A 26,600-nucleotide genomic window follows, 5' to 3' on the forward strand; every position below is an offset into this window, starting at 1 on the left:
GGAACACGCGATGAATACTGAAGGACTCTCAGAAGTTGCCGTAAAAGAAGCTCAGCCGGTGGTCGAGCAAGTGGTGGAGACCCCGCCGGAGCTGGAGCCAGTGGCCCCGGCCGCGGTGGCCGAGACGCAACCGGCACCGGCCATCGTCATTCCCAATCTGGATGACAGCAGCCTGTACATCCACCGCGAGCTGTCGCAGCTGCAATTCAACATCCGCGTGCTGGAGCAGGCACTGGATGAGTCCTATCCGTTGCTGGAGCGCCTGAAGTTCCTGCTGATCTTCTCCAGCAACCTGGACGAGTTCTTCGAGATCCGCGTGGCGGGCCTGAAGAAGCAGATCACCTTCGCTCGCGAACAGGCCGGTGCCGACGGCCTGCAGCCGCACCAGGCGCTGGCGCGCATCAGCGAACTGGTGCACGGGCATGTCGACCGCCAGTACGCGATCCTCAACGACATCCTGTTGCCGGAACTGGAAAAACATCAGATCCGCTTCATCCGTCGCCGCTACTGGACCACCAAGCTCAAGACCTGGGTTCGCCGCTATTTCCGCGACGAGATCGCGCCGATCATCACCCCCATCGGCCTGGACCCGACGCACCCGTTCCCATTGCTGGTGAACAAGAGCCTGAACTTCATCGTCGAGCTGGAAGGCATCGACGCCTTCGGGCGCGATTCGGGCCTGGCGATCATCCCCGCGCCGCGCCTGCTGCCGCGGATCATCAAGGTGCCGGAAGAAGTCGGCGGCCCTGGCGACAACTATGTGTTCCTCTCGTCGATGATCCACGCCCACGCCGATGACCTGTTCCAGGGCATGAAGGTAAAAGGCTGCTATCAGTTCCGCCTGACCCGAAACGCCGACCTGGCAGTGGACACCGAGGACGTCGAAGACCTGGCCCGTGCGCTGCGCGGCGAGTTGTTCTCCCGTCGCTACGGTGACGCGGTGCGCCTGGAAGTGGCCGACACCTGCCCCAAGCACCTGTCGGACTACCTGCTCAAGCAGTTCAACCTGCACGAGACCGAGCTGTACCAGGTCAACGGCCCGGTGAACCTGACGCGGCTGTTCAGCATCACCGGCCTGGACAGCCACCCGGAGCTGCAATACATCCCGTTCACCCCGCAGATCCCCAAGCTGCTGCAGAACAGCGAGAACATCTTCAGCGTCATCAGCAAGCAGGACATCCTGCTGCTGCACCCGTTCGAATCCTTCACCCCGGTGGTCGACCTGCTGCGCCAGGCTGCCAAGGACCCGCATGTGCTGGCAGTGCGCCAGACCCTGTACCGCAGCGGCGCCAACTCGGAGATCGTCGACGCCCTGGTGGACGCGGCGCGCAACGGCAAGGAGGTCACCGCGGTGATCGAATTGCGTGCGCGGTTTGACGAAGAGTCCAACCTGCAGATGGCCAGCCGTCTGCAGGCGGCCGGTGCGGTGGTGATCTACGGCGTGGTGGGGTTCAAGACCCACGCCAAGATGATGCTGATCCTGCGTCGCGAAGCCGGCGAGATCGTGCGTTATGCGCACCTGGGCACCGGCAACTACCACGCGGCCAACGCCCGTCTGTACACCGACTACAGTCTGCTGACCTCCGACGATGCCTTGTGCGAGGACGTGGGCAAGCTGTTCAGCCAGCTGATCGGCATGGGCAAGACCCTGCGCATGAAGAAGTTGCTGCATGCGCCGTTCACCCTGAAGAAGGGCATGCTCGACATGATCGCCCGGGAGACTCAGTTCGCCCTGGACGGCAAACCGGCGCACATCATCGCCAAGTTCAACTCATTGACCGATCCGAAGATCATTCGCGCGCTGTACAAGGCCAGCCAGTCGGGCGTGCGCATCGACCTGGTGGTGCGTGGCATGTGCTGCCTGCGTCCGGGCATTGCCGGGGTCTCGCACAACATCCATGTGCGCTCGATCATCGGGCGCTTCCTGGAGCACACCCGAGTGTTCTACTTCCTCAACGGCGGCGAGGAGCAGATGTTCCTTTCCAGTGCCGACTGGATGGAGCGCAACCTCGACAAGCGGGTCGAGACCTGCTTCCCGGTGGAAGGCAAGAAGCTGATCCTGCGGGTCAAGAAAGAGTTGGAGAGCTATCTCACCGACAACACCCACAGCTGGAGCCTGCAGTCCGACGGCCGCTATATCCGCAATACGCCGACCGGCAACCAGAACCCGCGCAGTGCGCAGGCAACCCTGCTGGAGCGCCTTGGCAGCCCGGTACTGCCGGTGCGCTAAGCGCGTTAGGCGTCGCCGATAATAAAAAGGCCAGCCCGATCACCGGGCTGGCCTTTTTTGTGCGGCTTGCAAGAACTGTAGGCGCTGGCTTGCCAGCGAAGGCGCCCCTGAGGGCGATGCAAGGGGTAGCGGCCTTTTCGCCGGCAAGCCGGCTCCTGCAGCTCCGTGGCAGGGTCAGTTGACGTTGAGCACGATGCCCACCCGGGTCAGCCATTCGGCCTCCAGGGCGAAGTCGGCCTGGGTCAGCTGGTTTTCATCCAGCCAGTTTTCCGGGAACTCCACGTCCAGCTGATCGCCCAGGGCGCTGAGGCTCACCTGAGGCATTTGCTGGGTGCCACGGATGTGATGGAAGAGGATGGCGAAACGCAGCAGCACGCACAGCCGGATCAGCTTGATGCCGTCGTCGCCGAACTCGGCGAATTTTTCCTTGGGGATGTTGCGGCGGTGGCCGCGCACCAGGAGAGCCAGCATCTGCTGGTCTTCCCGGGAGAAACCCGCCAGGTCCGAGTGCTCGATCAGGTAGGCACCGTGCTTGTGGTAGTGATAGTGGGCGATGTCCAGCCCCACTTCATGGACCTTGGCCGCCCAGCCCAGCAGTTCGCGCCAGATGCCGTCTTCCAGGTCCCAGTCCGCGGCCACCTGGTCGAAGGCGCGCAGGGCCTTGCCTTCAACGCGCGAGGCTTGTTCCAGGTCGACGTGGTAACGCTCCATCAGCGAGCTGAGGGTGCGTTCGCGGACGTCTTCGTGATGATGGCGGCCCAGCAGATCGTAGAGCACGCCTTCACGCAGGGCGCCTTCGCAGTGATCCATGCGTTGCAGTTCCAGGGCATCGAAGATCGCTTCGAGAATTGCCAGGCCGGCGGGGAAGATCGCCCGGCGGTCGGGCTTGATGCCTTCGAAGTCGATCTTCTCGGCGTCGCCGAGCTTGAACAGCTTGCGCTTGAGCCAGGCCAGCCCTTCGGCGTTGACCTCGCCGCTACCCTGGCCGCCGGCCTTGAGGGCCAGGCCAATGGCACGAATGGTTCCGGACGAGCCGATGGCTTCGTCCCAGGTCAGGCGATGCAGGGCATGTTCGATGCTCATGATCTCCAGGCGTGCGGCGGTGTAGGCCTGGGCATAGCGGGCAGGGGTGATCTTGCCATCGCGGAAATAGCGCTGGGTGAAGCTTACGCAGCCCATCTGCAGGCTCTCGCGCAGCAGGGGTTCGAAGCGCTGGCCGATGATGAATTCGGTACTGCCGCCGCCGATGTCGGCCACCAGGCGCTTGCCCGGGGTGTCGGCGAGGGTGTGGGACACCCCGAGGTAGATCAGGCGGGCTTCTTCACGGCCGGAGATGACTTCCACCGGGTGGCCGAGGATTTCCTCGGCACGGCGAATGAACTCGCCGCGGTTGCGGGCTTCGCGCAGGGCGTTGGTGCCGACGATGCGCACCGTGCCCTGGGGCATGCCGTTGATCAGTTGGGCGAAGCGCTTGAGGCAGTCGAGACCGCGCTGCATGGATTCTTCGTTGAGCTGGCGTTCTTCGTCGATGCCGGCGGCCAGTTGAACCTTTTCTCCGAGCCGCTCGAGAATGCGGATTTCACCGTTCCGGGCCTTGGCCACGACCATGTGAAAGCTGTTGGAGCCCAGATCGATCGCGGCGATCAGGGACAGATTCTTGGCTTGGGATTGGGGCATGGTTGGGGGTCTCGGTCGATAACCTCGCCATCCTGCCACGATCAACGGCTCGCGCCAACGCGCAGTGTCCAATGCGTTGATTCAACGCATAAAAGCCTGCGCCGGGGCGGTGGGCCGGCGGTTCCCTGGCCAGGAAAGATCCCGTTCAATCGGGCGAGCCGCTCCTTGGCAGCCAGGCAAAGACCCTGCTGCAACAGGTGCGCGGTGCCGGCCGGGGTTGCCGAATGGCCTGTGCAACCCGCGTAACGTCCCCAGCTGAGCTATACCCAAACTCGTGGGGCACCATAGTTAGAGTCAATCATCTCCGGCTTCCTGAACGCGGGAAGGGCAGATATGATGGGCCACGTTTTTTTGCTTACAACCTGGAGAATTCCATGAGCAGCGATCTTATCAAACACGTCAGCGACGCCAGCTTCGAGGCCGACGTACTCAAAGCCGAAGGCGCTGTACTGGTCGACTACTGGGCCGAGTGGTGTGGCCCATGCAAAATGATCGCTCCGGTTCTGGACGAAATTGCTGAAACCTACAAGGGCAAGCTGACCGTTGCCAAGCTGAACATCGACGAGAACCAGGAAACCCCGGCCAAGCATGGCGTGCGTGGTATCCCGACCCTGATGCTGTTCAAGAACGGCAACGTCGAAGCTACCAAGGTTGGCGCACTGTCGAAGTCGCAACTGGCTGCCTTCCTCGACGCCAACATCTAAGCGTCGATTTTCAGTGCCCTGGAAAAGCCCCGCAAAATGCGGGGCTTTTTCGTAATTGAGGGCTAGACGCTCCGAAACTCAGGTGTTACATTCGGCCCCGCACTGGTTTCTCCATTGCCCCCTGCAAGCCGTCGCCGACGCTCTCCTTTTCGAATTAGTACGCGATCCTGTCGCCTTCTCTGCGGCGCGGCCTCATTAAGCCAAAAGCTTAATTTCCCCCCTCTATAAATGATTACGTCATTCCTATATGAATCTGACTGAACTCAAGCAAAAGCCGATTACCGAACTGCTCGAATTGGCCGAACAGATGGGCATAGAAAATATGGCCCGTTCGCGCAAGCAGGACGTGATTTTCTCCCTGCTGAAAAAGCACGCGAAAAGCGGTGAGGAAATCTCCGGTGATGGCGTGCTGGAGATCCTCCAGGACGGCTTCGGCTTCCTTCGCTCTGCTGACGCCTCCTATCTCGCTGGCCCGGACGATATCTACGTCTCGCCAAGCCAGATCCGTCGCTTCAACTTGCGCACCGGTGACACCATCGTTGGCAAGATCCGCCCTCCCAAGGAAGGCGAGCGTTACTTCGCGCTGCTCAAGGTCGATACCATCAACTACGACCGCCCAGAGAACGCCAAGAACAAGATTCTGTTCGAAAACCTGACGCCGCTGTTCCCGACCGTGCGCATGAAGATGGAAGCCGGCAACGGTTCCACCGAAGACCTGACCGGTCGTGTGATCGATCTGTGCGCCCCGATCGGTAAAGGCCAGCGTGGTCTGATCGTTGCTCCGCCAAAGGCGGGCAAGACCATCATGCTGCAGAACATCGCGTCGAACATCACGCGCAACAACCCTGAAGTTCATCTGATCGTGCTGCTGATCGACGAGCGTCCGGAAGAAGTGACCGAAATGCAGCGCACTGTGCGCGGCGAAGTGGTCGCCTCCACCTTCGACGAGCCGCCAACCCGCCACGTGCAAGTGGCCGAGATGGTGATCGAGAAGGCCAAGCGCCTGGTCGAACACAAGAAGGACGTAGTGATCCTGCTGGACTCCATCACCCGTCTGGCCCGTGCCTACAACACCGTGATCCCGAGCTCCGGCAAGGTCCTGACCGGTGGTGTCGATGCCCACGCCCTGGAGAAACCGAAGCGTTTCTTCGGCGCCGCGCGGAACATCGAGGAAGGCGGCTCGCTGACCATCATCGCCACCGCGCTGGTTGAAACCGGCTCGAAGATGGATGAAGTGATCTACGAAGAGTTCAAGGGTACCGGCAACATGGAACTGCCCCTGGACCGCAAGATCGCTGAAAAGCGCGTCTTCCCGGCCATCAACATCAACCGTTCCGGCACTCGCCGCGAAGAGTTGCTGACCGCCGACGACGAGCTGCAGCGCATGTGGATCCTGCGCAAGCTGCTGCATCCCATGGATGAAGTCGCTGCCATCGAATTCCTGGTCGACAAGTTGAAACAGACCAAGACCAACGATGAGTTCTTCCTGTCGATGAAACGCAAGTAAATCGATCAGGCCAGCAAGAGCCGGGGAAACCCGGCTTTTTGCTATCTGACATTCTCTATTCTGAACCTGTGGGTTCGGCGCTAAACTGCCTGCCCCGAATGCCACGGCGAAAACGAGGCTCACGCATGCAGTATCGCGACTTGCGCGACTTTATCAGCGGCCTGGAACAGCGCTCGGAACTCAAGCGCATCCAGGTTCCGGTGTCCCCAGTGCTGGAAATGACCGAGGTCTGCGATCGCACCTTGCGTGCCAAAGGCCCGGCCCTGCTGTTTGAAAAACCCACCGGTTATGACATCCCCGTGCTCGGCAACCTGTTCGGCACCCCCGAGCGCGTGGCCCTGGGCATGGGCGCCGAAGCGGTCAGCGAACTGCGCGAGATCGGCAAGCTGCTGGCGTTCCTCAAGGAGCCGGAGCCGCCCAAGGGGCTCAAGGACGCCTGGTCCAAGCTGCCGATCTTCCGCAAGATCATTTCCATGGCGCCCAAGGTGGTCAAGGATGCGGTGTGCCAGGAAGTGGTGATCGAAGGCGACGACGTCGACCTTGGCATGCTGCCGGTGCAGACCTGCTGGCCGGGCGATGTCGGCCCGCTGATCACTTGGGGCCTGACCGTGACCAAGGGCCCGAACAAGGACCGGCAGAACCTGGGTATCTATCGTCAGCAGGTGATCGGCCGCAACAAGGTGATCATGCGCTGGCTGAGCCACCGCGGCGGCGCGCTGGATTACCGCGAGTGGTGCGAGAAGCACCCGGGCCAGCCGTTCCCGGTGTCGGTGGCGCTGGGCGCGGACCCGGCGACCATTCTCGGCGCCGTGACCCCGGTGCCGGACAGCCTTTCCGAATACGCCTTTGCCGGCCTGCTGCGGGGCAACCGCACTGAGCTGGTGAAGTGCCGCGGTAACGACCTGCAGGTTCCGGCCACGGCTGAAATCATCCTTGAAGGGGTGATCCATCCCGGCGAGATGGCCGATGAAGGCCCGTACGGCGACCACACCGGCTACTACAACGAGGTCGACAGCTTCCCGGTGTTCACCGTGGAGCGCATCACCCACCGCATCAAGCCGATCTACCACAGCACCTACACCGGCCGGCCGCCCGATGAGCCGGCGATCCTCGGCGTCGCGCTGAACGAGGTCTTCGTGCCGATCCTGCAGAAGCAGTTTCCGGAAATCACCGACTTCTACCTGCCCCCCGAAGGCTGTTCCTACCGCATGGCGGTGGTGACCATGAAGAAGCAGTACCCGGGCCACGCCAAGCGGGTCATGCTGGGTGTCTGGTCGTTTTTGCGACAGTTCATGTACACCAAGTTCGTTATCGTCACCGACGACGATATCAACGCCCGGGACTGGAACGATGTGATCTGGGCCATCACCACGCGCATGGACCCCAAGCGCGACACAGTGATGATCGACAATACCCCGATCGACTACCTCGACTTCGCCTCGCCGGTGTCTGGCCTGGGTTCGAAGATGGGGCTCGATGCGACTCACAAGTGGCCTGGAGAAACCACCCGAGAGTGGGGCCGGGTCATCGTCAAGGATGAGGCGGTCACCCGCCGGATCGATGCCATCTGGAATCAGTTAGGAATAGATTGATGCGTGTAACCTTGCAGCCCTCCGGAGCCGTGCTTGAGACGCTGCCCGGCGAGCGGATTCTCGATGCGGCGCGGCGCCTGGGCTATGAATGCCCGCAGAGCTGCCGCAATGGCAACTGTCATGTCTGTGCGGCGCTGCTGGTGGAGGGCAGCGTGCAGCAAGCTGGCGACGTGCGTGATCACGGCGAGTTCTACACTTGCATTGCAGAGCCGCTGGAAGACTGCATCGTGCTGTGGGATGGCGTCCTTGCGCTGGGAGAATTGCCGGTGCGCAGCCTGTCGTGTCAGCTTACTGAATGCCTGGAGGTCGGCGGCGATGTCTGGCGGGTCAGGCTGCGGGCACCGGCCGGCAAGCCGCCGCGCTATCACGCAGGGCAGTACCTGATGCTGGAGCGGGACAACGGTGAGAAGTCGGCCTTTTCCCTGGCATCGGCGCCTCACAGCGGGCGAGATCTGGAACTGCATGTGCTGGTGCGCGAGAACAGTGCGCAAAGCCTGATGGAGCAACTGCAGCGCAACCGCATGGCTCGGGTGCAGTTGCCTTTTGGCGACACCCACCTGGCCGAGTTGCCGGATGGGCCGCTGGTGCTGATCGCCGCCGGTACCGGCATGGCGCAGATGCACAGCCTGATCGAGCATTGTCGGGCCGCCGGCTTCAAGCATCCGGTGCACCTGTATTGGGGCGTGCGCCGGCCGGAAGATTTCTACCAGCTGGAACACTGGGACGAGTGGCAGCAACTGCCCAACCTCTACCTGCACAAGGTGGTCAGCGACCTGTGTGGCTGGGAGGGGCGCTGCGGCATGCTGCATGAAGCGGTGTGCGAGGACATTACCGACCTGTCGGCGGTACACGTTTACGCCAGCGGCTCGCCGGCGATGATCTACGCCACCCTGGATGCGCTGGTGAGTGCCGGGATGGATGCCCATCAAATGCGCGCCGACGTGTTTGCCTACGCCCCGCGGCCCTGACTGCATCGGGCCTGCGCGGCGCGTTATAACTCTGTATATAGCCTAACGGTATTTATCTAATTAAATAAATGCCGGTAGGTTATATATAAGCCTCCAACTTAAGTGCCACTGCTTAGTGGCACTTAACTTGCCTTGAAACTCATGTGTCTTGCAGTTACTGCCAAGCGTTCTATTAAGTAACTTCTTTTACGCGGGGAGCCGAACGCTATTCGCCATGACAGCCCTTGAATCCAGTTATCTGAATCTGGCTTACCCTCCGCGGCTCGATCTGGGCCCGCAGCTGACGCACGACCAACTTCGCAGTTCCATGCAATCCACCATGGCCCGGCACAAGGGTGGGCCGGTGTGGCTGTTCGCCTACGGTTCACTGATCTGGCGGCCGGAATGCTCGGCGGTCGAACGCAAGCGGGGCAGAGTGCATGGTTATCATCGCGGCCTGTACCTGTGGTCCCACGAGCATCGCGGCACGCCGGAGCTGCCGGGGCTGGTGTTCGGCCTGGATCGTGGCGGCTCCTGCAGCGGCTTCGCCTATCGGCTGCCGGAAGAGCAACTGGACGCCTCGCTGTACGCCCTGTGGCAGCGTGAAATGCCTTATCCCTCCTATCGCCCGCACTGGCTCAACTGCCGCCTTGAGGATGGCAGCCAGGTTCAGGCCCTGGGCTTTGTGCTGGAGCGACACCTGCCCAGCTATGCCGGCAATCTGCCGGACGATGTCCTGAACCAGGTGTTCGAAAGCGCTTGCGGGCGGTATGGCACCACCCGCGATTATGTCGAACAGACGGTCCAGGCCCTGCGCAGCCACGCCATGCCGGATCGCAACCTGGAGGCGCGGCTCAAGCGCTGCAAGGGGGCGGACGCCCATTGAGGCCCTGTAGCCGGTCTTAGCGCACCTGCACCACGACCTTGCCCACCGCTCTGCGCTGGCCGAGATCATCGATGGCTCGCGCAGCCTCCGTCAGCGGATAGACCTGGGAGACCAGCGGCTTGAGCTTGCCCTCGGCGAACCAGCCGAACAGTTGCTGGAAGTTCGCCGCGTTGTCCTGGGGCTGGCGCTGGGCGAAGGAGCCCCAGAACACACCCACCACCGCTGCACCCTTGAGCAGGGCCAGGTTCACCGGTAGCTCGGGGATGCGCCCGCTGGCGAACCCCACCACCAGCAGCCGGCCGTTCCAGGCGATGGAGCGGATGGCCTGGTCGAACAGGTCGCCGCCCACCGGGTCGTAGATCACGTCCGCGCCATTGCCGCCGGTCAGGCGCTTGATCTCGTCCTTCAGGCTGCTTTCGCTGTAGTTGATCAGCTCATCGGCACCGGCAGCCTTGGCCACGGCGAGCTTTTCCGCGCTGCTGGCAGCGGCAATCACCCGGGCGCCCATGGCCTTGCCGATTTCCACGGCGGCCAGCCCGACCCCGCCCGAGGCACCAAGCACCAGCAAGGTTTCACCGGGCTGCAGGTTGCCGCGCTGCTTGAGGGCGTGCATCGAGGTGCCGTAGGTCATGCTGAAGGCGGCGGCTGTATTGAAGTCCATGGCGGCGGGAATCGGCAGCACGTTGTAACCGGGGACGGCCACCTGCTCGGCGAAGCTGCCCCAGCCGGTCAGGGCCATGACCCGGTCACCGGCCTTGAGGTGGCCGACCTTCTCACCCACTGCGCTGACTACGCCGGCCGCTTCGCCCCCCGGGGAGAAGGGGAATGGCGGCTTGAACTGGTACTTGCCCTCGATGATCAGGGTGTCCGGGAAGTTGACGCCTGCGGCATGCACCTGCAGCAGGATCTCGTTCTTCTTCGGCACGGGGCTTGCGACCTCTTCCAGCACCAGCGTTTCGGCAGGGCCGAAGGCTTTGCACAGCACGGCTTTCATCAGGGCTATTCCTTTGGGAGTGGTGGCCGATAAGTGTAGGAGTGTGAATCAGGCGGTCAACGAGCATGCCCGGTCCTGATGACCAGCCATAAGCTTGTGCTTGGGCTCAGGCGGGCGGGCCTTTATGCTAGGCCGCAAACCGGATTAAGGAGCGAATTGTGAAAGCGTGGATCATGTTGCTGCTGGCCCTCTCCCTGCCCATGGCAGCGATGGCCGAAGAGGCCAAAGAAGGTGAAGCACCGAAAGTCAGCTACATCAGCCTGAACCCACCCTTCGTGGGCAACTACGGCCTGGACGGCGGCCCTAAACTCAAGGTCTACAAGGCCGACGTGGCCCTGCGGGTAACCGGCGACGCCTCGGCCCAGGCGGTCAAGGCCAACGAGCCGCTGATACGCAACCAGTTGGTGGCGCTGTTCGCCCAGCAGACCAGCGACACCATGAATAACGTCGAAGCCAAGGAAAAGCTGCGCCAGGAGGCCCTCAAGCAGGTGCAGCAAGTCATGAACGACGAAACCGGCAAGCCGGTGGTGGAAGACCTGCTGTTCAACAACCTGATCATTCAGTAAGCCTGCCCCCGCTACAGGCGTAGGAGCTGGCTTGCCAGCGAAGGCGTCCCTGCGGCCCTTCGCCGGCAAACCGGCTCCTACGTGGTGTGGGTCATGAAGCCAGGCTCTTGCGAAAGCGCGCCAGGGCGATGGCGAAGAACACCAGGCCGATGGTCGCCAGGGCCAGCAGGTCGGGCCAGACCACACTGACTCCCGCATCGCGGAACAGGATCGCCGCGCTGAGGCTGACGAAGTGCGTCGACGGCGAACCCTGCATCACCCACTGCAGCCACTGCGGCATGCTGTCCAGCGGCGTACTGCCGCCGGACAGCAGCAGCATCGGGATGATCACCGGAATCGCCAGCAGGCCGAACTGCGGGGTCGAGCGGGCCAGGGTGGCGAGGAAGATCCCCAGGGCGGTACTGGCGAACAGATAGAGCGCAGTAACCATCAGGAACAGCGCCATGGACCCCGCCAGCGGCACCCCCAGCACACCCTTGACTATCACCTCCAGCGATACCCAGGTGCACAGCACCACTACCAGCATGTTGCTCCAGACCTTGGCCAGCATGATCTCCAGCGCTGTCAGCGGCAGTACCAGCAGGTGATCGAGAGTGCCGTGCTCGCGTTCGCGCAGCAGCGCGGTGCCGGTGAGCACGATGGCCAGGATGGTGATGTTGTTGACGATCTGGATCACCGCCAGGAACCAGCCGCCCTCCAGGTTGGTATTGAACAGGGCGCGGGTGGTCAGCAGTGCCGGGGCCTTGCTGGTGGCGTCCGCCTGGTTGGCGTAGGTGAGCAGCTCGCGCTGGAAGATCCGGCCGATGTAGCCGGCGCCCATGAAGGCCTGGCTCATGGCGGTGGCATCGACGTTGACCTGTACCGCAGGCTGGCGCCCGGCCAGCAAGTCGCTCTGGAAGTTGGCCGGAACATTGATCACAAAGGTGTACTGGCCGCTGTCCATCACCGAGTCCAGCTGGTCATAGGGCAGCGGCACCGGGACCTGGAACTCGGGGGGTTGCAGCGCTTCGGCCAGTTGCCGGGAGAGGGCGCTGTGATCTTCGTCCACCAGGGCCACGCTGGCGTTGTGCACGCCGATCACCGAGCCGGCGGCGGGCAGGTAGATGGCCACGGTGAAGGCATACATCAAGAACAGCAGCAGCACGCTGTCGTGGCGCAGGCTGGTGAGCTCCTTCAAGCCCAGGCGCAGGATATGGGCGAGACGATTCATCAGACCTCCTGCTTTTTCAGCATGACCAGGCTGAGCCCGGTGAAACCAAGGAAAAAGCCCACCAGCGCCAGGCACTGGGGCCAGAGTTCGCGCAGGTCCAGGGCCTTGGTGAAGGTGCCGACGGCGATGTCGAGGAAGTAACCGGCGGGAAACAGCTGGCCCATGACCGCCGCCGAGCCTTCCAGGGACGAGCGCGGCACGATCAGCCCGGAAAACTGGATGGTGGGCAGGCTGGTGATGATCATGGTGCCCAGAATCGCTGCGATCTGAGTGCGGGTGAACGCCGAGATCAGCAGCCCCATGCTGGTGGTGGCCAGCACATAGAGCACGCCGCCCAGGGCCAGGGTCAGGCCGCTGCCCTTGAAGGGCACGCCGAACAGCCAGCGGTTCATGGCCACCAGCAGGGCCAGGTTGATCAGGCTGACGGCCAGGTAGGGCGCCTGTTTGCCAAGGAGGAACTCCAGGCGGGTCAGGGGCGTGGCGTAGAAGTTGGTGATCGAGCCCAGCTCCTTTTCGCGGACGATGCCCAGGGCCGTGAGCATCGCCGGAATGAACGCCAGGATCAGCGCCATGACCCCGGGGCCGATGGCATTCACGCTGACCACGTCCTGGTTGTAGCGAAAGCGCGTTTCCAGCTTGGCCGCCGGCCTGGTGCTGAGGGCCGGGCTGCTTTGTTCCGCCAGCAGCTCGAGGTTGGCCTGGTGCACGGCCTCGACATAGTTGCGGCTGGTTTCCGCACGAAACGGCATGCCGCCATCCAGCCAGGCCGCCACCGCGGGCTGGCGTCCGGCATAGAGGTCACGGCCAAAGCCGGGAGGAATCTCCAGGGCCAGCTTGATCTCCGAGCGTTGCAGGCGCCGATGCAGTTCGGCGGAGCTGCGGATGGTCGGTTTCTCCTCGAAGTAGCGTGAGCTGCGGAAGGCTTCCAGGTAGGCACGGCTCTGTGGCGTCTGATCCTGGTCGTAGACGGCGAAGGCCAGTTTCTCCACGTCCAGGGAAATGCCATAGCCGAAGATCACCATCATGAAGATCGCCCCCAGCAGGGCGAAGCCCAGGCGCACTTTGTCCCGCAGCAGTTCCTTGCCCTCGCGGCTGGCCACCGCCAGCAGGCGCGCCAGGCTCAGGCCCGAACGCGGGGCGGCGAGGGTGCCGGCAGCGGTGGGGGTAGCCGCCTCCGGTGATGGCGCAGGTGTGTCCGGCGTGCCCTGGGCCTCTTCCAGGCAGCGGACGAAGGCGGCCTCCAGGGTGTCGCCGGCAAACTGTTGCTGCAGCGCCGCCGGGGTGTCGCAGGCCAGCACCTTGCCGGCGTGCATCAGCGAAATGCGGTCGCAGCGCTGGGCCTCGTTCATGAAGTGGGTGGACAGGAAGATGGTCACTCCCTGTTCCCGGGACAGCTCGATCAGCAGGCGCCAGAAGTCGTCTCGGGCCGCCGGGTCGACCCCGGAAGTGGGCTCGTCGAGGATCAGCACTTCCGGGCGGTGCAGCACTGCCACTGCCAGCGACAGGCGCTGGCGCAGGCCCAGAGGCAAGGCGCCGGACTGCTGCTCGGCAATCGCCCCGAGGTCGAAGCGCTGGATCAGTTCCTCGATGCGCGGGCCGCTTTCGGCTTTCGGCAGGTCGAACAGGCGGGCGTGCAGTTCCAGGTTCTGGCGCACGCTGAGCTCGCCATACAGGGAAAAGCTCTGGGACATGAAACCGACCCGCTTGCGGGTGGCCAGGTCCTTGGCGTCCACCGGGTTGCCCAACAGCTTGGCGCTGCCCTCGCTGGCGGGCATCAGCCCGGTGAGGACCTTCATGGTGGTGGTCTTGCCGCAGCCGTTGGAACCGAGGAAACCGAAGATCTCCCCGCGGCCGATGGCGAAGCTGACCTTGTTGACCGCGGTGAAGTCGCCGAAGCGCAGGGTCAGCTCATGGGCCTCGATGGCGATGTCCTGGTTGTCGCCGGAACGCGGCGGAATCACCAGGGGCTGGTTGTCATGACCGCTGTCGCCCTGGAAATGGGTGAAGGCGTCGTCCAGCTTGCCGCTGGCGGTGATCTGCGCCAGCTCCTGGCTCAGGCCCTGGGCGATCAACTTGCCCTGGTCGAGCATCAGGCAGTGTTCGAACTGTTCGGCCTCCTCCATGTAGGCGGTTGCCACCAGCAGGGTCAGTTGCGGGCGTTGCCGGCGTACGTCTTCGACCAATTCCCAGAAACGCCGGCGCGACAGGGGGTCGACCCCGGTGGTGGGCTCGTCGAGGATCAGCAGGTCCGGTTCGTGGATCAGCGCACAGCACAGGCCAAGCTTCTGCTTCATCCCGCCGGACAGCTTGCCCGCCGGGCGTTCGGCGAAGCGCAGCAGGTCGGTGGCCAGCAACAGGCTGTGCATGCGCTGTTCGCATTCATCCTTGGGCAGGCCGAACAGGGTGGCGAAGAAGCGGATGTTCTCGCTGATGGACAGCTCGGGATACAGGTTGCCCCCCAGGCCCTGGGGCATGAAGGCGATGCGCGGATAGAGGCTGCTGCGGTGGCGCCGTTGCGAGATCGGCCCGCCGAGTACGTCGAGTTCGCCCTGCTGAAGTTTCTTGACCCCGGCGATCAGCCCCAGAAGGCTCGACTTGCCGGCACCGTCCGGGCCGATCAAGCCGCAGCGGGTGCCCGCTGGCAGGTTGAAACTGATGTCGCTCAGGGCCTGCTGTGAACCGTAGCGATGGCTGATGCCGTTCGCTTGCAGCGCCAGGGCGCTCATTGCAGGTTGGCCGGCCAGTCCACGGGAGCGGTGCGCACATAACCGGCGCCGGGCATGCCCGGTTTGGCCTGGGGCACGGCGGCGGGTTGAGTCAGGCGCACCTTGACCCGGAACACCAGCTTCTGGCGCTCGTCCCGGGTTTCCACCTCTTTGGGGGTGAATTGGGACTTGGCCGCGACGAAGCTGATCTTCGCCGGCAGGGGCTGGTTGGGCAGGGCGTCGAGGAGGATCCGCGACTCGTCGCCAACGGTCAGGCGGCCGGTGACCGAAGCCGGCAGGTAGAGGTTCATGTACTGGTCATTGGGGTCGATCAGCAGCAGCACACGGCCGCCGGCGCCCAGCACTTCGCCGGGTTCGGCCAGGCGCAGCTGGATGATGCCGTCGATGGGCGCCCGCAGGCTGCTGTCGTCGATTTCGCTGGTGAGCTGGGCAACCTGGGCCTGGGCGGCGCCGATGGCGGCCTTCACCGCTGCGACCTGGGCCTGGGCCGCCAGGACTGCTGCGTTGCCGGTGTTCAGGCGGGCCTGCTGCTGGTCGATGATCTGCTGGCTGGCGAAGCCGCGCTTGAACAGCTCCTGAGAGCGCCTGAGTTCCTGATTGGCCAGCAGCAGTTCGCTCTGGCGCAACTGCACATTGGCTTCGGCCGCGGACAGGTTCTCTCGGGCGCGCAGCACTTCGGCCTCGGCCTGATTGCGCTGGGCTTCCAGGGTGCGGGTGTCCATGCGTGCCAGCAACTGGCCTTGAAGCACCTTGTCGCCTTCGTTGACCCGCACTTCCGCCAGGCGCCCGGGGATCTTGCTGGCGATCTGCACTTCGGTGGCTTCGAGCCGGCCGTTGCCCATGCTCAGGCCTTCGGGCAGGCGATCCTGGAGGGATTTCCAGTAGCCGAAAGCACCGGCGGCGAGTAACAGAATCAACAGGGAAACAGCAAAAAGGCGGGAGGAACGGTGGTTCGTCGACATGTGTTCTGCGTCCTGCGGCAATAGCGTCCAAGTCTGACGGCTCAAGGCTTTCTACGGCTTGATGCCCGTCAAATGAAAGGGCCAAGCCTAAACCTATTGTTTGCAGGCTGCATGATGATCGGGGCAAAAAAACGTTCGGGCTGGCGCCGTGGACAGATCCGACTCCCGGCGCCAGGGGGGCTGGGTGGTCAGCGCAGGGCGAGTACGGCAGCCCATTGTTCGGCGGTGACCGGCATGACCGACAGGCGGCTGCCTTTGTGCACCAGAGGCATTTCGGCGAGAGCTGCCTGCTGCTTGAGGTAATCCAGGCGCAGCACCTTGGTGAAGGTTTCCACATGGGCCACGTCGATGGCGCTCCAGGCATTCTTTTCGGCACTGGATTTGGGGTCGAAGTAGACGCTGTCCGGCTCCAGGGCGGTGGGGTCCGGGTAGGCGGCCTTGATGATCCGGCCGATGCCGGCGATACCCGGTTCCGGGCAGCTGGAGTGGTAGAAGAAGAACTCGTCGCCTACCGCCATGGCGCGCAGGAAGTTGCGCGCCTGGTAATTGCGCACCCCGTCCCAACGGGCTTGGCCGAGTTGCTGCAAACCCTGGATCGAGAGTTCGTCGGGCTCGGATTTCATCAGCCAATAGGCCATCTTTCTTACCCTCCAAAGGGTGATTGGGCAGGTTGTCGGGCAATTTTATGACAAACCGACGGTCGGTTGACGTCAGCATTTGCGTGTCGGTTCACGTTATCGCAGAATGCCGGGATTTTAAGCTTGACGCTGCTGCATGGCCTGTTATGGAAACCATGCTTGGAGCGTGTGTGATTTGCCTGAGGGGGGGCAATCGATGAAACGCCAACCGGATTTACTATGGATTTTGGTTATTTTGTTCGGTTTGGGCGTTGTGACCACCGGTTATGCGCAGAGCTTATGGGCCAGCAAGACCGATGCTCCCATCGAAATCGCACAACAGCAGCCGCAGCCTTTCAAGCGCTGAACCCGCTCGGGTGCCGCTGATCGACCGCGGCACCTATCGAGCGAAGTACCACCTCCGATCCGTCACCGTACCGTGCAAGGGTACATCCCAACTGGCCTGGTCCAGCTTTCCGACTTTCTGACATTCATGGGCCAGCCCCAGCAGCTTCGGCTTGCGCCAGTTCTGGCGCCGCGCAAGGTAGGCCAGGCTGCGGTCATAAAAGCCGCCACCCATCCCCAGGCGTCCACCTTCTTCATCAAAGCCAACCAGGGGCAGCAGCACCAGGTCCAGGGCCCAGACCTTGCGTTGCCGCGCGCAATTGGCCCGGGGCTCGAGAATGCGAAAACGATTGGGCCGCAGCGTTTCTCCCGGGAGGACGCGCTGGAAAACCATCTTGGTCCGGGGCCAGGCGCTGAGCACCGGCAGGTAGGTGGCCTTGCCCCGGCGCTGGGCGGCACGCAGCAGCAGGCGCGGGTCGATTTCACCGTCGGTGGGCAGATACAGGGACAGGTGCCGTGCCCGACGAAACACCGGGTCCTGGGCCAGTTGGCGGTACAGGCCAAGGGCTGCCTGGCGTTGCTCGGCAGGGCTCAGGGCGCGACGGGCCTTGCGCAGCATGCGGCGAAGTTGCGGGCGGGAAAGCGGCGCAGGTTCGGTCATGAAAGAGGCTATGAGAAGGTCGGATTTGGCAGAACAGCCTACCCGGAAAAACCAATGCCAGCATGGATAACTGGCATTGGCTGACAATTCAGGCTCCCCAGGCGAACCGCTGTCGACTTAGCCCTTGAACCCGAAAGTTCAAGGCGGAAGATGCAGCAGGCTTTAAGGCTTTCCGTCTAGCGGACATGCACACCAGCCCAACGTGCAACTTCCAGGGTAGTGCGAATCGGCTCAGGGACATCGCCAACTGGCAAGCACCCCAGGGAGCGGCGGGAGTATACCGCAACCGCTGTCAGGAATCAGCTTTGCTTGTGTCCGAATCGGTGGCCAGAACCAGGTCAACACGCTCCAGCAGATCCCTCACCTGTTCCCGGGTGGTGGCGCTGGCCTGCACATCCGGACGCTCCTGGCGGTGCAGCAGGTCGTGGGTGATGTTCAGGGCGGCCATGACCGCGATGCGATCGGCGCCGATGACTTTGCCGCTGCTGCGGATCTCGCGCATCTTGCCGTCCAGGTAACGGGCGGCGCTCACCAGATTGCTGCGCTCTTCCTGGGGGCAGATGATCGAATACTCTTTGTCGAGGATCTGCACGGTAACGCTATTGCTTGAACTCATGAGTCTTGCTCCAGGGCCTTGAGGCGCGAAATCATCGATTCGACCTTACGCCGGGCGATTTCGTTTTTTTCAATGAGGTGCGCGCGTTCCTCGCGCCAGGTCTTTTCCTGAGCTAATAAGAGTGCGTTTTGACTCTTTAGTTGCTCGACCCGGGTAATAAGCAGTTCGAGTCTGGCCATCAGTGCGTGCAGGTCGGTGTCTTCCATTGTGTCCCACTGAAGTTGGTCTGATGAGTGGCAACTGGCTGGGCAGCGCCTCAATGGCCTGAGCAGTCGTGGCGCATCTGGCGTTGTCCGGTCGGCAATCTGTCTGTCGCCCGAGGCCCTGCGGGCCACTGTAACGGGGCGCAAAGCACAACGCGGCGCTGGCAATGAATGATGACACGCCCTACGATACAAGGCCTTCATTCTAGACATTGCGCCGCTTGGCGCCTAGCTGCCCATGCCCATTCAGAATTCCCCGTACAACGCCTTCGCCACCCTGCTCAGCAGCAGCGGTCATCCTGTTTCTCCTGCCGAGCTGCACGGCCTGTTGCTGGGTCGCAGCTGCGCCGGCGCCGGCTTCGAAGTCGACGGCTGGCTGGTGGACGCCGCCGAACTGCTCGAAGGCGAGCCGCAAGACAACGTGCGCAGCGCCTTGATCGGCCTGCAGGAGATGGTCAAGGGCGAGCTCACCAGCGATGACATGACCGTGGTCCTGCTGCTGCCCAGCGACGACGCCCCCCTGGCCGAGCGTGCCGCTGCCCTGGGCCAGTGGTGCCAGGGCTTCCTCGCCGGTTTCGGCCTCAACTCCCGCGACAGCAGTGCCCTTAGCGTCGAGGCCACGGAAGTGTTGCAGGACCTTGCAGCCATTGCTCAGGTCCAGGACGCGCTGGAGGAATCCGATGACGGTGAAAGCGACTACATGGAAGTGATGGAGTACCTGCGGGTTGCGCCTCTGCTGCTGTTCACCGAGACCAACAAGACCGTTGCGCCGGCTGCCAAGCCTTCTCTGCACTGACTGACAGGGAACTGCGTCCGCCCATGATTCATATCCCGAAAGCGGAATACAGCCGTCGCCGCAAGGCGCTCATGGCGCAGATGGAGCCCAACAGCATCGCGATCCTGCCGGCGGCGGCCGTGGCCATTCGCAATCGCGATGTGGAGCACGTCTACCGCCAGGACAGCGATTTCCAGTACCTCAGCGGGTTTCCCGAGCCCCAGGCGGTGATCGTGCTGATCCCCGGCCGGGAGCACGGCGAGTACGTGCTGTTCTGTCGCGAGCGCAACCCGGAGCGCGAACTCTGGGACGGTTTGCGGGCCGGCCAGGAGGGCGCGATTCGCGACTACGGTGCCGATGACGCATTTCCCATCACCGATATCGACGACATCCTGCCGGGCTTGATCGAAGGCCGCGACCGGGTTTACTCGGCCATGGGCAGCAACCCCGAATTCGATCGTCACCTGATGGACTGGATCAACGTGATCCGCTCTAAAGCGCACCTCGGCGCCCAGCCGCCGAACGAATTCGTTGCCCTGGATCATCTGCTGCACGACATGCGCCTGTATAAATCGGCGGCAGAAGTGAAGGTGATGCGCGAGGCCGCACGGATCTCCGCCCAGGCCCATATCCGCGCAATGCAGGCCAGCCGTCCCGGGTTGCATGAGTTCAGCCTGGAAGCCGAGCTGGATTACGAATTCCGCAAGGGCGGGGCGAAGATGCCGGCCTATGGCTCGATCGTCGCGGCGGGCCGCAACAGCTGCATCCTGCATTACCAGCAGAATGACGCCGTGCTCAAGGACGGTGACCTGGTGCTGATCGACGCCGGTTGCGAGATCGACTGCTATGCCAGCGATATCACCCGCACCTGGCCGGTCAACGGCAAGTTTTCGCCGGAGCAGAAGGCGATCTACGAACTGGTGCTGGCTTCCCAGGAAGCGGCGTTTGCCCAGATCGCCCCGAACAAGCACTGGAACCAGGCTCATGAGGCGACGGTCCAGGTGATCACCGCCGGCCTGGTGCAACTGGGCCTGCTGGAAGGCGATGTGGACCAGCTGATTGCCAGCGAGGCCTACAAGACGTTCTACATGCACCGTGCCGGACACTGGCTGGGCATGGATGTACACGACGTCGGCGAGTACCGGGTCGGCGGCGAGTGGCGGGTGTTGGAGGTCGGCATGGCGCTGACCGTGGAGCCGGGCATCTACATATCCCCGGACAACCAGCAGGTAGCGAAGAAGTGGCGCGGCATCGGCGTGCGCATCGAGGACGACGTGGTAGTGACCAAGCAGGGCTGTGAAATTCTGACAGGTGGCGTGCCCAAGAGCGTGGCCGAGATCGAGGCCTTGATGGCCGCTGCGCGGACCCAGGCGTCATGAGCCGGGTCAATCTGGCCATCATCGGTGGCGGTCTGGTAGGCGCGAGCCTGGCCCTGGCGCTGCAGGCCGGGGCCAAGGCCCGGGGCTGGAAGATCGTGCTGATCGAGCCCTTCGCCCCGGGCGACAGTTTCCAGCCCAGCTACGACGCCCGCTCCTCGGCCCTGTCCTTTGGCGCCCGGCAGATCTACCAGCGCCTGGGGCTGTGGCAGGCGATCTCCCGGCGTGCCGAGCCGATCAAGCAGATTCACGTGTCCGACCGTGGGCGGTTCTCCACCGCGCGCCTGTCGGCCATGGAAGAAGGGGTGCCGGCCCTGGGCTATGTGGTGGAAAACGCCTGGCTCGGCCAATGCCTGTGGCAAGGGCTGGACAAGGACGTGATCAGCTGGCGCTGCCCGGCCGAAGTCACCCGTCTGGAGCCCCTGGCAGGCGGCTATCGCCTGACCCTGAACGACGAAACCACCTTGGAATGCGATCTCGCCGTGCTGGCCGACGGCGGCCGCTCCGGCCTGCGCGAACAACTGGGCATCGGGGTCAAGAACCGCCCCTATAACCAGAGTGCGCTGATTGCCAACATCACCCCCAGCGAAGCCCACAACGGCATGGCCTTCGAGCGCTTCACCGACGATGGCCCAATGGCCTTGCTGCCGCTGCCGGATAATCGCTGTGCACTGATCTGGACCCGCCAGGGCATGGATGCACAGCGTCTGGCCGACCTGGACGAGCGCAGCTTCCTCAGTGAATTGCAGGGTGTGTTCGGCTACCGCCTGGGAACCCTGAAACAAGTCGGCGCCCGCCACCTCTACCCGCTGTCCCTGGTGGAAGCCGAGGAACAGGTGCGCCCCCACTTGGTGGTGCTGGGCAATGCGGCCCACAGCCTGCATCCGATCGCCGGCCAGGGCTTCAACCTGTCACTGCGCGATGCCCAGGCCCTGGCGGACGCCTTGTTGGCCAGCGAAGCACTGCCGGGGGATTTTGCCGTGCTGCAGGCCTACCGCGAACGTCAGCGCCTGGACCAGAACCTGACCGTGGGCTTCTCCGATCAGGTCACCCGGCTGTTCGGCAGCAAACTGCCGCTGCTGTCCGTGGGGCGCAACCTGGGCCTGCTCGGCCTGGACCTGCTGCCACCGGCCAAACGCTGGTTCGCTCGCCAGGCCATGGGCCTGGGCACTCGCCCGGATGCGTGACTGGCTGACCCGGCGGTTCGGCAAGGCCCGCCTGTTGCGCTGGGTGTTGAACCTGTACCCGCCCTACCTCGGGGCTGGCGTGCGGGTTCGGCACATCAGCGCAGATTTCCGTGACGTCCAGGTCTGCATGGGCCTGGGCTGGTACAACCGCAACTATGTCGGCACCCAGTTCGGCGGCAGCCTGTATTCCATGGTGGACCCGTTCTTCATGCTGATGCTGATGGAGAACCTGGGCCCCGACTACATCGTCTGGGACAAGGCCGCGACCATCGATTTCATCGCCCCGGGCAGAGGGCCGGTGTTTGCCCGGCTCAGTATCGACCAGGCGCTGCTCGACGATGTTCGCCAGCAGACCGCAACGGGCGAGAAGTACCTGCCGCAGTGGCAGGTAGAGATTCATGACGGCTCCGGCACCCTGGTGGCGCGGGTCGATAAAACCCTTTATGTGCGGCTCAAGCCGCCAGTGAGACAGGCCTAAAGCATGGAAATGCGCGCAGATGTGCTGATTGTCGGAGCCGGAATGGTCGGCAGTGCCTTGGCGTTGGCGTTGCAGGGCAGCGGCCTGGAAGTGCTGCTGCTCGATGGCGGTTCCCTGAGTGTCAAACCCTTTGATGACCAGGCGCCGTTCGAGCCTCGGGTCAGTGCCTTGTCGGCGGCCAGCCAGCGCATCCTGGAGCGCCTGGGCGCCTGGGACGGCATTGCCCGGCGCCGTAGCAGCCCCTACTGCGACATGCAGGTCTGGGACGGCAGCGGCACCGGGCAGATCCACTTCTCGGCGTCCAGCGTGCATGCCGAGGTGCTGGGTCATATCGTCGAGAACCGGGTGGTTCAGGACGCCTTGCTCGAACGCCTGCATGAATGCGATATCGGCCTGCTGGCCAATGCCCGTCTGGAGCAGATGCGCCGCTCCGGCGACGACTGGCTGCTGACCCTGGCGGATGGCCGGCAATTGCGTGCGCCGCTGGTGATCGCTGCCGATGGCGCCAACTCGGCCGTGCGCCGGCTCACCGGTTGTACCACTCGCGAGTGGGATTACCTGCATCACGCCATCGTCACCAGCGTGCGCAGCAGCCAGCCTCATCAATTGACCGCCTGGCAGCGCTTCACCGATACCGGCCCGCTGGCCTTCCTGCCCCTGGTACGGGACGGGCAGCATGATTGGTGTTCGATTGTCTGGTCGACCACCCCGAGTGAGGCCGAGCGCCTGATGGCGCTGGACGACGAGAGCTTCTGCGCCGAACTGGAGCGCGCCTTCGAAGGCCGCCTGGGTTCGGTGATCAGCGCCGACCCGCGGCTCTGCGTGCCGTTGCGCCAACGCCATGCCAAGCGCTATGTGGCCGAAGGCCTGGCGCTGATCGGCGACGCCGCCCACACCATCCACCCGTTGGCGGGGCAGGGGGTCAACCTGGGCTTCCTCGATGCCGCCGTGCTGGCCGAAGTGCTGCTGCAAGCGGCCAGCCGCGGCGAGCGCCTGGCCGAGGTCAAGGTGCTGAGCCGCTTCGAGCGCCGGCGCATGCCCCACAACCTGGCGCTGATGGCGGCCATGGAGGGCTTCGAGCGGCTGTTCCAGGCCGACCCGTTGCCCATGCGCTGGCTGCGCAACACCGGCCTCAAGGTGATCGACCAGATGCCCGAGGCCAAGGCCCTGTTCGTGCGCCAGGCCCTGGGCCTGAGCGGCGACTTGCCGGAACTGGCCAGAGCCTAGGCGCCGGCTTGCTGGCCAAGCGTCGCGAGGACGAGCCTACGCAACATCTGGTAACTCCTCAGCGCCGGGTTCGGTTGAGATGGCAAATGGGAGTCCTTATCATTTCGCCTCACTTTGAAATCGAGAGACCGCTCCCATGTTGGCACCGAAGCGTCTACTGACCGCCCTGGCCCTCACACTCATCGCTGGCACCGCCTACGCCGCCGATGAAGTCGTGGTCTACTCCTCGCGTATCGATGAGCTGATCAAGCCGGTGTTCGATGCCTACACCCAGAAGACCGGGGTGAAGATCAAGTTCATCACCGATAAGGAAGCGCCGCTGATGCAGCGGATCAAGGCCGAGGGCGAGAACGCCACCGCCGACCTGCTGCTCACCGTGGATGCCGGCAACCTCTGGCAGGCCGAGCAGATGGGCATCCTGCAGCCGTTCACCTCCAAGGTCATCGACAGCAACATTCCCCTGCAATACCGCTCCTCCAACCACGCCTGGACCGGCCTGAGCCTGCGGGCGCGGACCCTGGCCTACTCCACCGACCGGGTCAAACCTTCAGAACTGACCACCTATGAAGCCCTGGCGGACAAGCAGTGGGAAGGCCGCCTGTGCCTGCGCACGGCGAAGAAGGTCTACAACCAGTCGCTGACCGCCACGCTGATCGAGACCCACGGTGCCGAGAAGACCGAAGAGATCATCAAGGGCTGGGTCAACAACCTGTCTACCGATGTGTTCTCCGACGACATCGCGGTGCTTGAGGCGATCAACGCCGGGCAATGCGACGTCGGCATCGTCAACACCTACTACTACGGCCGCCTGCACAAGCAGAAACCGAACCTGGCGGTGAAGCTGTTCTGGCCGAACCAGGGCGATCGCGGGGTGCACGTCAACCTGTCGGGCATCGGCCTGACCAAGCACGCACCGCACCGGGAAGCGGCCAAGGCCCTGGTGGAGTGGATGACCACGCCTGAGGCGCAGAAGATCTTCGCCGACGTCAACCAGGAGTTCCCGGCCAACCCGGCGGTAGCGCCTTCCGCGGAAGTGGCCAGCTGGGGCAAGTTCGTTGCCGACACCCTGCCGGTTGAAATCGCCGGCAAGCGCCAGGCCGAAGCCATTCGCCTGATGGACCGCGCTGGTTGGAACTGAGCCTGCCGTTATACTGCGCCCCGCTTTTGCGGGGCGTTTTCTTTAGCAGCTGGGCTTTAGTGGCGAGGGAGCTGGCTCCCGTTCCACCGCGCAGCGGTGGCCAGCCCTGAATACGTGATTCAACTGGCGTAACGTGGTTGCAGCCGTTGGGGCGGCCATGGCGCCCAGCGGGTGCGGCTCTCTCGCCCCACGCGTTTTGCGCAAGTATTTTTGTCTGTTCCACCTGCCCGAGAGTTTTTTGTGGCCCATCCCGCTCAACGTCGCTGGTATCCCCTGGTCTTTGCCGTAGCGGCCCTGGTCCTTTTGCCGCTGAGCGTGCTGCTATTGTCCTGGCAGGCCGTCGACCAGCAGATCTGGTCCCACCTGTGGGACACGCAAATGCCGCGGCTGTTGGGCAATACCCTGACCCTGGTGCTTGGGGTGGGCGTTGGCGTCACGCTGCTGGGCGTGAGCCTGGCCTGGCTCACCAGTCTCTGCGAGTTTCCCGGACGGCGCTGGCTGGACTGGGCCTTGATGCTGCCCTTTGCGATCCCGGCCTATGTGCTGGCTTTCGTCTTTGTCGGCCTGCTGGATTTTTCCGGGCCGGTGCAAAGCCTGCTGCGGGAATGGTTCGGCAGCGGCCTGCGACTGCCGCGGGTACGTTCCACCGGTGGGGTGATCCTGGTGCTGGTGCTGGTGTTCTATCCCTATGTCTACCTGCTGGCGCGCAACGCCTTCCTGGCCCAGGGCAAGGGGTTGATGGAAGCCGCACGGGTCCTCGGGCAATCGCCCTGGCAGGCGTTCTGGCGGGTGGCGCTGCCCATGGCGCGGCCGGCCATCGGCGCCGGGGTGGCCCTGGCGCTGATGGAAACCCTGGCGGATTTCGGTGCGGTGTCGGTGTTCAACTTCGATACCTTCACCACCGCTATCTACAAGACCTGGTACGGCTTCTTCAGCCTTTCCAGCGCCGCCCAGCTGGCCAGCCTGCTGCTGCTGGCGGTGATGCTGGTGCTGTACGGCGAGCGCCGCGCCCGTGGCGCCAGCCGTACCGGTAACGAGCGGCCCCGGGGCAAGGCGCTGTACCACTTGCGCGGGCTCAAGGCGTTGGCGGCCACGGGCTGGTGCCTGCTGGTATTCGCCTGTGCCTTCGTGATTCCGCTGCTGCAGTTGCTGGCGTGGTTCTGGCAGCGCGGGCGCTTCGACCTGGATGAGCGGTATGCCGGCTTGATCATCCACACCCTGTACCTGGGCGGCATGGCGGCGCTGATCACTGTCAGTGTGGCTCTGCTCCTGGCCTTTGCCCGACGCCTGGCGCCGACCCGGGGCATCCGCGCCGGGGTCAGCCTGGCCAACCTGGGCTACGCCTTGCCCGGCTCGGTACTGGCGGTATCGATCATGCTGGCCTTCAGTTACCTGGATCGCGAGCTGGTGATCCCCCTGTCCGGCTGGTTGGGCGGGGCCGGCAAGCCGCTGCTGCTGGGCAGCCTGTCCGCCTTGCTGCTGGCCTATCTGGTGCGTTTTATCGCCGTGGCCTACGGGCCGCTGGAAAACAGCCTGGAGCGGATCCGCCCGTCGCTCCCCGAAGCGGCGCGCAGCCTGGGGGTCGCTGGCCCGCGACTGTTTTTCAAAGTGTATCTGCCGTTGTTGCTGCCCGGGACCTTGAGCGCCGCCTTGCTGGTGTTCGTCGATGTGCTCAAGGAAATGCCCGCCACCTTGCTGATGCGCCCGTTTGGCTGGGACACGCTGGCGGTGCGGATCTTCGAGATGACCAGTGAAGGGGAGTGGGCCCGGGCCTCGCTGCCGGCACTGACCCTGGTGCTGGTGGGCCTGCTGCCGGTGATTGGCCTGATCCGCCGCTCGGCCCATCGAATCGGTTAGGTGCCAGCCTTGCACCTTGCAGCTACAATGCGCGGCATTCGGTGCGGCCTGTTGTTTGGCCGGGACGCTGAAATCGGCTGAAAGCCATCTATTTCAAGGCTTTCACACCAACAGCGCCA

Annotated in this window: 24 protein-coding genes and 1 other RNA gene; 15 read left to right on the forward strand and 10 right to left on the reverse strand. The window is 63.6% G+C overall.

From position 1 onward, the window contains the following. Positions 1 to 10 precede the first annotated feature (10 nt). Entirely contained in the window at positions 11 to 2,230 is a 2,220-nt protein-coding gene (ppk1, locus tag F6S12_RS06150) for a polyphosphate kinase 1 (RefSeq protein WP_077934942.1), read from the forward strand. A gap of 174 nt (positions 2,231 to 2,404) precedes the next feature. Here the strand turns inward: ppk1 and ppx are convergent, their stop codons facing one another. After that, positions 2,405 to 3,907: an exopolyphosphatase gene (gene ppx / locus F6S12_RS06155; RefSeq protein ID WP_011064157.1), complete on the reverse strand. Its 1,503-nt coding sequence runs from the start codon at positions 3,905 to 3,907 to the stop codon at positions 2,405 to 2,407. 374 nt (positions 3,908 to 4,281) lie between these two features. Here ppx and trxA point away from each other — a divergent pair, with 374 nt between their 5' ends. From trxA to F6S12_RS06180, 5 genes are all read left to right on the forward strand, one after another. Then, positions 4,282 to 4,611, forward strand: a complete 330-nt coding sequence (gene trxA / locus F6S12_RS06160; RefSeq protein ID WP_003206727.1) for a thioredoxin TrxA — start codon at positions 4,282 to 4,284, stop codon at positions 4,609 to 4,611. A 247-nt stretch (positions 4,612 to 4,858) separates the two neighbouring features. Further along, positions 4,859 to 6,118: a transcription termination factor Rho gene (gene rho, locus F6S12_RS06165; RefSeq protein WP_011064156.1), complete on the forward strand. Its 1,260-nt coding sequence runs from the start codon at positions 4,859 to 4,861 to the stop codon at positions 6,116 to 6,118. Between the two features lie 125 nt (positions 6,119 to 6,243). Beyond that, positions 6,244 to 7,710: a 4-hydroxy-3-polyprenylbenzoate decarboxylase gene (gene ubiD, locus F6S12_RS06170; RefSeq protein WP_210457893.1), complete on the forward strand. Its 1,467-nt coding sequence runs from the start codon at positions 6,244 to 6,246 to the stop codon at positions 7,708 to 7,710. Continuing rightward, positions 7,710 to 8,678, forward strand: coding sequence for a CDP-6-deoxy-delta-3,4-glucoseen reductase (locus tag F6S12_RS06175; protein WP_011064154.1), 969 nt, complete (start codon positions 7,710 to 7,712; stop codon positions 8,676 to 8,678). Before ubiD ends, F6S12_RS06175 begins: the two co-directional genes overlap by 1 nt. Before the next feature lie 214 nt (positions 8,679 to 8,892). Beyond that, complete coding sequence (locus tag F6S12_RS06180) at positions 8,893 to 9,543, forward strand: gamma-glutamylcyclotransferase (RefSeq protein WP_011064153.1); 651 nt, start codon at positions 8,893 to 8,895, stop codon at positions 9,541 to 9,543. Positions 9,544 to 9,559: 16 nt separating this feature from the next. On the opposite strand, the gene F6S12_RS06185 is transcribed toward F6S12_RS06180, so the two are convergent. Then, the gene (locus F6S12_RS06185) at positions 9,560 to 10,537 is read right to left on the reverse strand and encodes an NADPH:quinone oxidoreductase family protein (protein WP_053154452.1); all 978 of its coding nucleotides are present in this window, start codon (positions 10,535 to 10,537) and stop codon (positions 9,560 to 9,562) included. 158 nt (positions 10,538 to 10,695) lie between these two features. Between F6S12_RS06185 and F6S12_RS06190 the strand changes: the two genes are divergently transcribed. Next, entirely contained in the window at positions 10,696 to 11,103 is a 408-nt protein-coding gene (locus F6S12_RS06190; RefSeq protein ID WP_011064151.1) for a flagellar basal body-associated protein FliL, read from the forward strand. Positions 11,104 to 11,194: 91 nt separating this feature from the next. Here the strand turns inward: F6S12_RS06190 and F6S12_RS06195 are convergent, their stop codons facing one another. The 4 genes from F6S12_RS06195 to F6S12_RS06210 form a co-directional block, all read right to left on the reverse strand. Then, positions 11,195 to 12,313: an ABC transporter permease gene (locus F6S12_RS06195; protein ID WP_011064150.1), complete on the reverse strand. Its 1,119-nt coding sequence runs from the start codon at positions 12,311 to 12,313 to the stop codon at positions 11,195 to 11,197. Further along, positions 12,313 to 15,039 carry a ribosome-associated ATPase/putative transporter RbbA gene (rbbA, locus tag F6S12_RS06200; protein ID WP_041120353.1) on the reverse strand — a complete coding sequence of 909 codons (2,727 nt, stop codon included), beginning with the start codon at positions 15,037 to 15,039 and terminating at the stop codon, positions 12,313 to 12,315. The genes F6S12_RS06195 and rbbA overlap by 1 nt, the downstream gene beginning before the upstream one ends. Next, positions 15,036 to 16,001: an HlyD family secretion protein gene (locus tag F6S12_RS06205; protein WP_015637433.1), complete on the reverse strand. Its 966-nt coding sequence runs from the start codon at positions 15,999 to 16,001 to the stop codon at positions 15,036 to 15,038. Before F6S12_RS06205 ends, rbbA begins: the two co-directional genes overlap by 4 nt. A gap of 188 nt (positions 16,002 to 16,189) precedes the next feature. Beyond that, complete coding sequence (locus F6S12_RS06210; protein ID WP_015637432.1) at positions 16,190 to 16,639, reverse strand: EVE domain-containing protein; 450 nt, start codon at positions 16,637 to 16,639, stop codon at positions 16,190 to 16,192. A gap of 196 nt (positions 16,640 to 16,835) precedes the next feature. Here F6S12_RS06210 and F6S12_RS06215 point away from each other — a divergent pair, with 196 nt between their 5' ends. Beyond that, positions 16,836 to 16,985: a hypothetical protein gene (locus tag F6S12_RS06215; protein WP_015637431.1), complete on the forward strand. Its 150-nt coding sequence runs from the start codon at positions 16,836 to 16,838 to the stop codon at positions 16,983 to 16,985. Between the two features lie 33 nt (positions 16,986 to 17,018). On the opposite strand, the gene F6S12_RS06220 is transcribed toward F6S12_RS06215, so the two are convergent. The 4 genes from F6S12_RS06220 to F6S12_RS06235 form a co-directional block, all read right to left on the reverse strand. Next, positions 17,019 to 17,624, reverse strand: coding sequence for a 5-formyltetrahydrofolate cyclo-ligase (locus F6S12_RS06220; RefSeq protein WP_315868789.1), 606 nt, complete (start codon positions 17,622 to 17,624; stop codon positions 17,019 to 17,021). Positions 17,625 to 17,714: 90 nt separating this feature from the next. Beyond that, positions 17,715 to 17,893: non-coding RNA, 6S RNA (gene ssrS, locus F6S12_RS06225), on the reverse strand. 23 nt (positions 17,894 to 17,916) lie between these two features. Then, the gene (locus tag F6S12_RS06230) at positions 17,917 to 18,240 is read right to left on the reverse strand and encodes a cell division protein ZapA (RefSeq protein WP_011064145.1); all 324 of its coding nucleotides are present in this window, start codon (positions 18,238 to 18,240) and stop codon (positions 17,917 to 17,919) included. Beyond that, positions 18,237 to 18,446: a TIGR02449 family protein gene (locus F6S12_RS06235; protein ID WP_011064144.1), complete on the reverse strand. Its 210-nt coding sequence runs from the start codon at positions 18,444 to 18,446 to the stop codon at positions 18,237 to 18,239. Before F6S12_RS06235 ends, F6S12_RS06230 begins: the two co-directional genes overlap by 4 nt. Positions 18,447 to 18,681: 235 nt before the next feature. Between F6S12_RS06235 and F6S12_RS06240 the strand changes: the two genes are divergently transcribed. From F6S12_RS06240 to F6S12_RS06270, 7 genes are all read left to right on the forward strand, one after another. Continuing rightward, positions 18,682 to 19,239: a YecA family protein gene (locus tag F6S12_RS06240; RefSeq protein ID WP_011064143.1), complete on the forward strand. Its 558-nt coding sequence runs from the start codon at positions 18,682 to 18,684 to the stop codon at positions 19,237 to 19,239. A gap of 23 nt (positions 19,240 to 19,262) precedes the next feature. Further along, positions 19,263 to 20,597, forward strand: a complete 1,335-nt coding sequence (pepP, locus tag F6S12_RS06245; RefSeq protein ID WP_015637430.1) for a Xaa-Pro aminopeptidase — start codon at positions 19,263 to 19,265, stop codon at positions 20,595 to 20,597. Next, complete coding sequence (gene ubiH / locus F6S12_RS06250; RefSeq protein WP_011064141.1) at positions 20,594 to 21,781, forward strand: 2-octaprenyl-6-methoxyphenyl hydroxylase; 1,188 nt, start codon at positions 20,594 to 20,596, stop codon at positions 21,779 to 21,781. The genes pepP and ubiH overlap by 4 nt, the downstream gene beginning before the upstream one ends. Then, positions 21,774 to 22,259, forward strand: coding sequence for a DUF4442 domain-containing protein (locus F6S12_RS06255; RefSeq protein ID WP_011064140.1), 486 nt, complete (start codon positions 21,774 to 21,776; stop codon positions 22,257 to 22,259). The genes ubiH and F6S12_RS06255 overlap by 8 nt, the downstream gene beginning before the upstream one ends. 9 nt (positions 22,260 to 22,268) lie before the next feature. Further along, positions 22,269 to 23,486, forward strand: a complete 1,218-nt coding sequence (locus F6S12_RS06260; protein WP_019095409.1) for a 2-octaprenyl-3-methyl-6-methoxy-1,4-benzoquinol hydroxylase — start codon at positions 22,269 to 22,271, stop codon at positions 23,484 to 23,486. Positions 23,487 to 23,622: 136 nt separating this feature from the next. After that, positions 23,623 to 24,624 (forward strand): extracellular solute-binding protein, encoded by a 1,002-nt coding sequence (locus F6S12_RS06265; RefSeq protein WP_152686519.1) that lies wholly within the window; start codon positions 23,623 to 23,625, stop codon positions 24,622 to 24,624. 240 nt (positions 24,625 to 24,864) lie between these two features. Further along, complete coding sequence (locus F6S12_RS06270) at positions 24,865 to 26,481, forward strand: ABC transporter permease (protein WP_019095408.1); 1,617 nt, start codon at positions 24,865 to 24,867, stop codon at positions 26,479 to 26,481. Positions 26,482 to 26,600: the final 119 nt, after the last annotated feature.

Source organism: Pseudomonas sp. JV245A (assembly GCF_032424515.1).
Lineage (GTDB): Bacteria > Pseudomonadota > Gammaproteobacteria > Pseudomonadales > Pseudomonadaceae > Aquipseudomonas > Aquipseudomonas protegens.

Excerpts from the sequence above, each read along its gene's own strand:
- ppk1 (WP_077934942.1), top strand. The coding sequence starts at position 11 with ATGAATACTGAAGGACTCTCAGAAGTTGCCGTAAAAGAAGCTCAGCCG.
- ppx (WP_011064157.1), bottom strand. The coding sequence starts at position 3,907 with ATGCCCCAATCCCAAGCCAAGAATCTGTCCCTGATCGCCGCGATCGAT.
- trxA (WP_003206727.1), top strand. The coding sequence starts at position 4,282 with ATGAGCAGCGATCTTATCAAACACGTCAGCGACGCCAGCTTCGAGGCC.
- rho (WP_011064156.1), top strand. The coding sequence starts at position 4,859 with ATGAATCTGACTGAACTCAAGCAAAAGCCGATTACCGAACTGCTCGAA.
- ubiD (WP_210457893.1), top strand. The coding sequence starts at position 6,244 with ATGCAGTATCGCGACTTGCGCGACTTTATCAGCGGCCTGGAACAGCGC.
- F6S12_RS06175 (WP_011064154.1), top strand. The coding sequence starts at position 7,710 with ATGCGTGTAACCTTGCAGCCCTCCGGAGCCGTGCTTGAGACGCTGCCC.
- F6S12_RS06180 (WP_011064153.1), top strand. The coding sequence starts at position 8,893 with ATGACAGCCCTTGAATCCAGTTATCTGAATCTGGCTTACCCTCCGCGG.
- F6S12_RS06185 (WP_053154452.1), bottom strand. The coding sequence starts at position 10,537 with ATGAAAGCCGTGCTGTGCAAAGCCTTCGGCCCTGCCGAAACGCTGGTG.
- F6S12_RS06195 (WP_011064150.1), bottom strand. The coding sequence starts at position 12,313 with ATGAATCGTCTCGCCCATATCCTGCGCCTGGGCTTGAAGGAGCTCACC.
- rbbA (WP_041120353.1), bottom strand. The coding sequence starts at position 15,039 with ATGAGCGCCCTGGCGCTGCAAGCGAACGGCATCAGCCATCGCTACGGT.
- F6S12_RS06205 (WP_015637433.1), bottom strand. The coding sequence starts at position 16,001 with ATGTCGACGAACCACCGTTCCTCCCGCCTTTTTGCTGTTTCCCTGTTG.
- F6S12_RS06210 (WP_015637432.1), bottom strand. The coding sequence starts at position 16,639 with ATGGCCTATTGGCTGATGAAATCCGAGCCCGACGAACTCTCGATCCAG.
- F6S12_RS06215 (WP_015637431.1), top strand. The coding sequence starts at position 16,836 with ATGAAACGCCAACCGGATTTACTATGGATTTTGGTTATTTTGTTCGGT.
- F6S12_RS06220 (WP_315868789.1), bottom strand. The coding sequence starts at position 17,624 with ATGACCGAACCTGCGCCGCTTTCCCGCCCGCAACTTCGCCGCATGCTG.
- F6S12_RS06230 (WP_011064145.1), bottom strand. The coding sequence starts at position 18,240 with ATGAGTTCAAGCAATAGCGTTACCGTGCAGATCCTCGACAAAGAGTAT.
- F6S12_RS06235 (WP_011064144.1), bottom strand. The coding sequence starts at position 18,446 with ATGGAAGACACCGACCTGCACGCACTGATGGCCAGACTCGAACTGCTT.
- F6S12_RS06240 (WP_011064143.1), top strand. The coding sequence starts at position 18,682 with ATGCCCATTCAGAATTCCCCGTACAACGCCTTCGCCACCCTGCTCAGC.
- pepP (WP_015637430.1), top strand. The coding sequence starts at position 19,263 with ATGATTCATATCCCGAAAGCGGAATACAGCCGTCGCCGCAAGGCGCTC.
- ubiH (WP_011064141.1), top strand. The coding sequence starts at position 20,594 with ATGAGCCGGGTCAATCTGGCCATCATCGGTGGCGGTCTGGTAGGCGCG.
- F6S12_RS06255 (WP_011064140.1), top strand. The coding sequence starts at position 21,774 with ATGCGTGACTGGCTGACCCGGCGGTTCGGCAAGGCCCGCCTGTTGCGC.
- F6S12_RS06260 (WP_019095409.1), top strand. The coding sequence starts at position 22,269 with ATGCGCGCAGATGTGCTGATTGTCGGAGCCGGAATGGTCGGCAGTGCC.
- F6S12_RS06265 (WP_152686519.1), top strand. The coding sequence starts at position 23,623 with ATGTTGGCACCGAAGCGTCTACTGACCGCCCTGGCCCTCACACTCATC.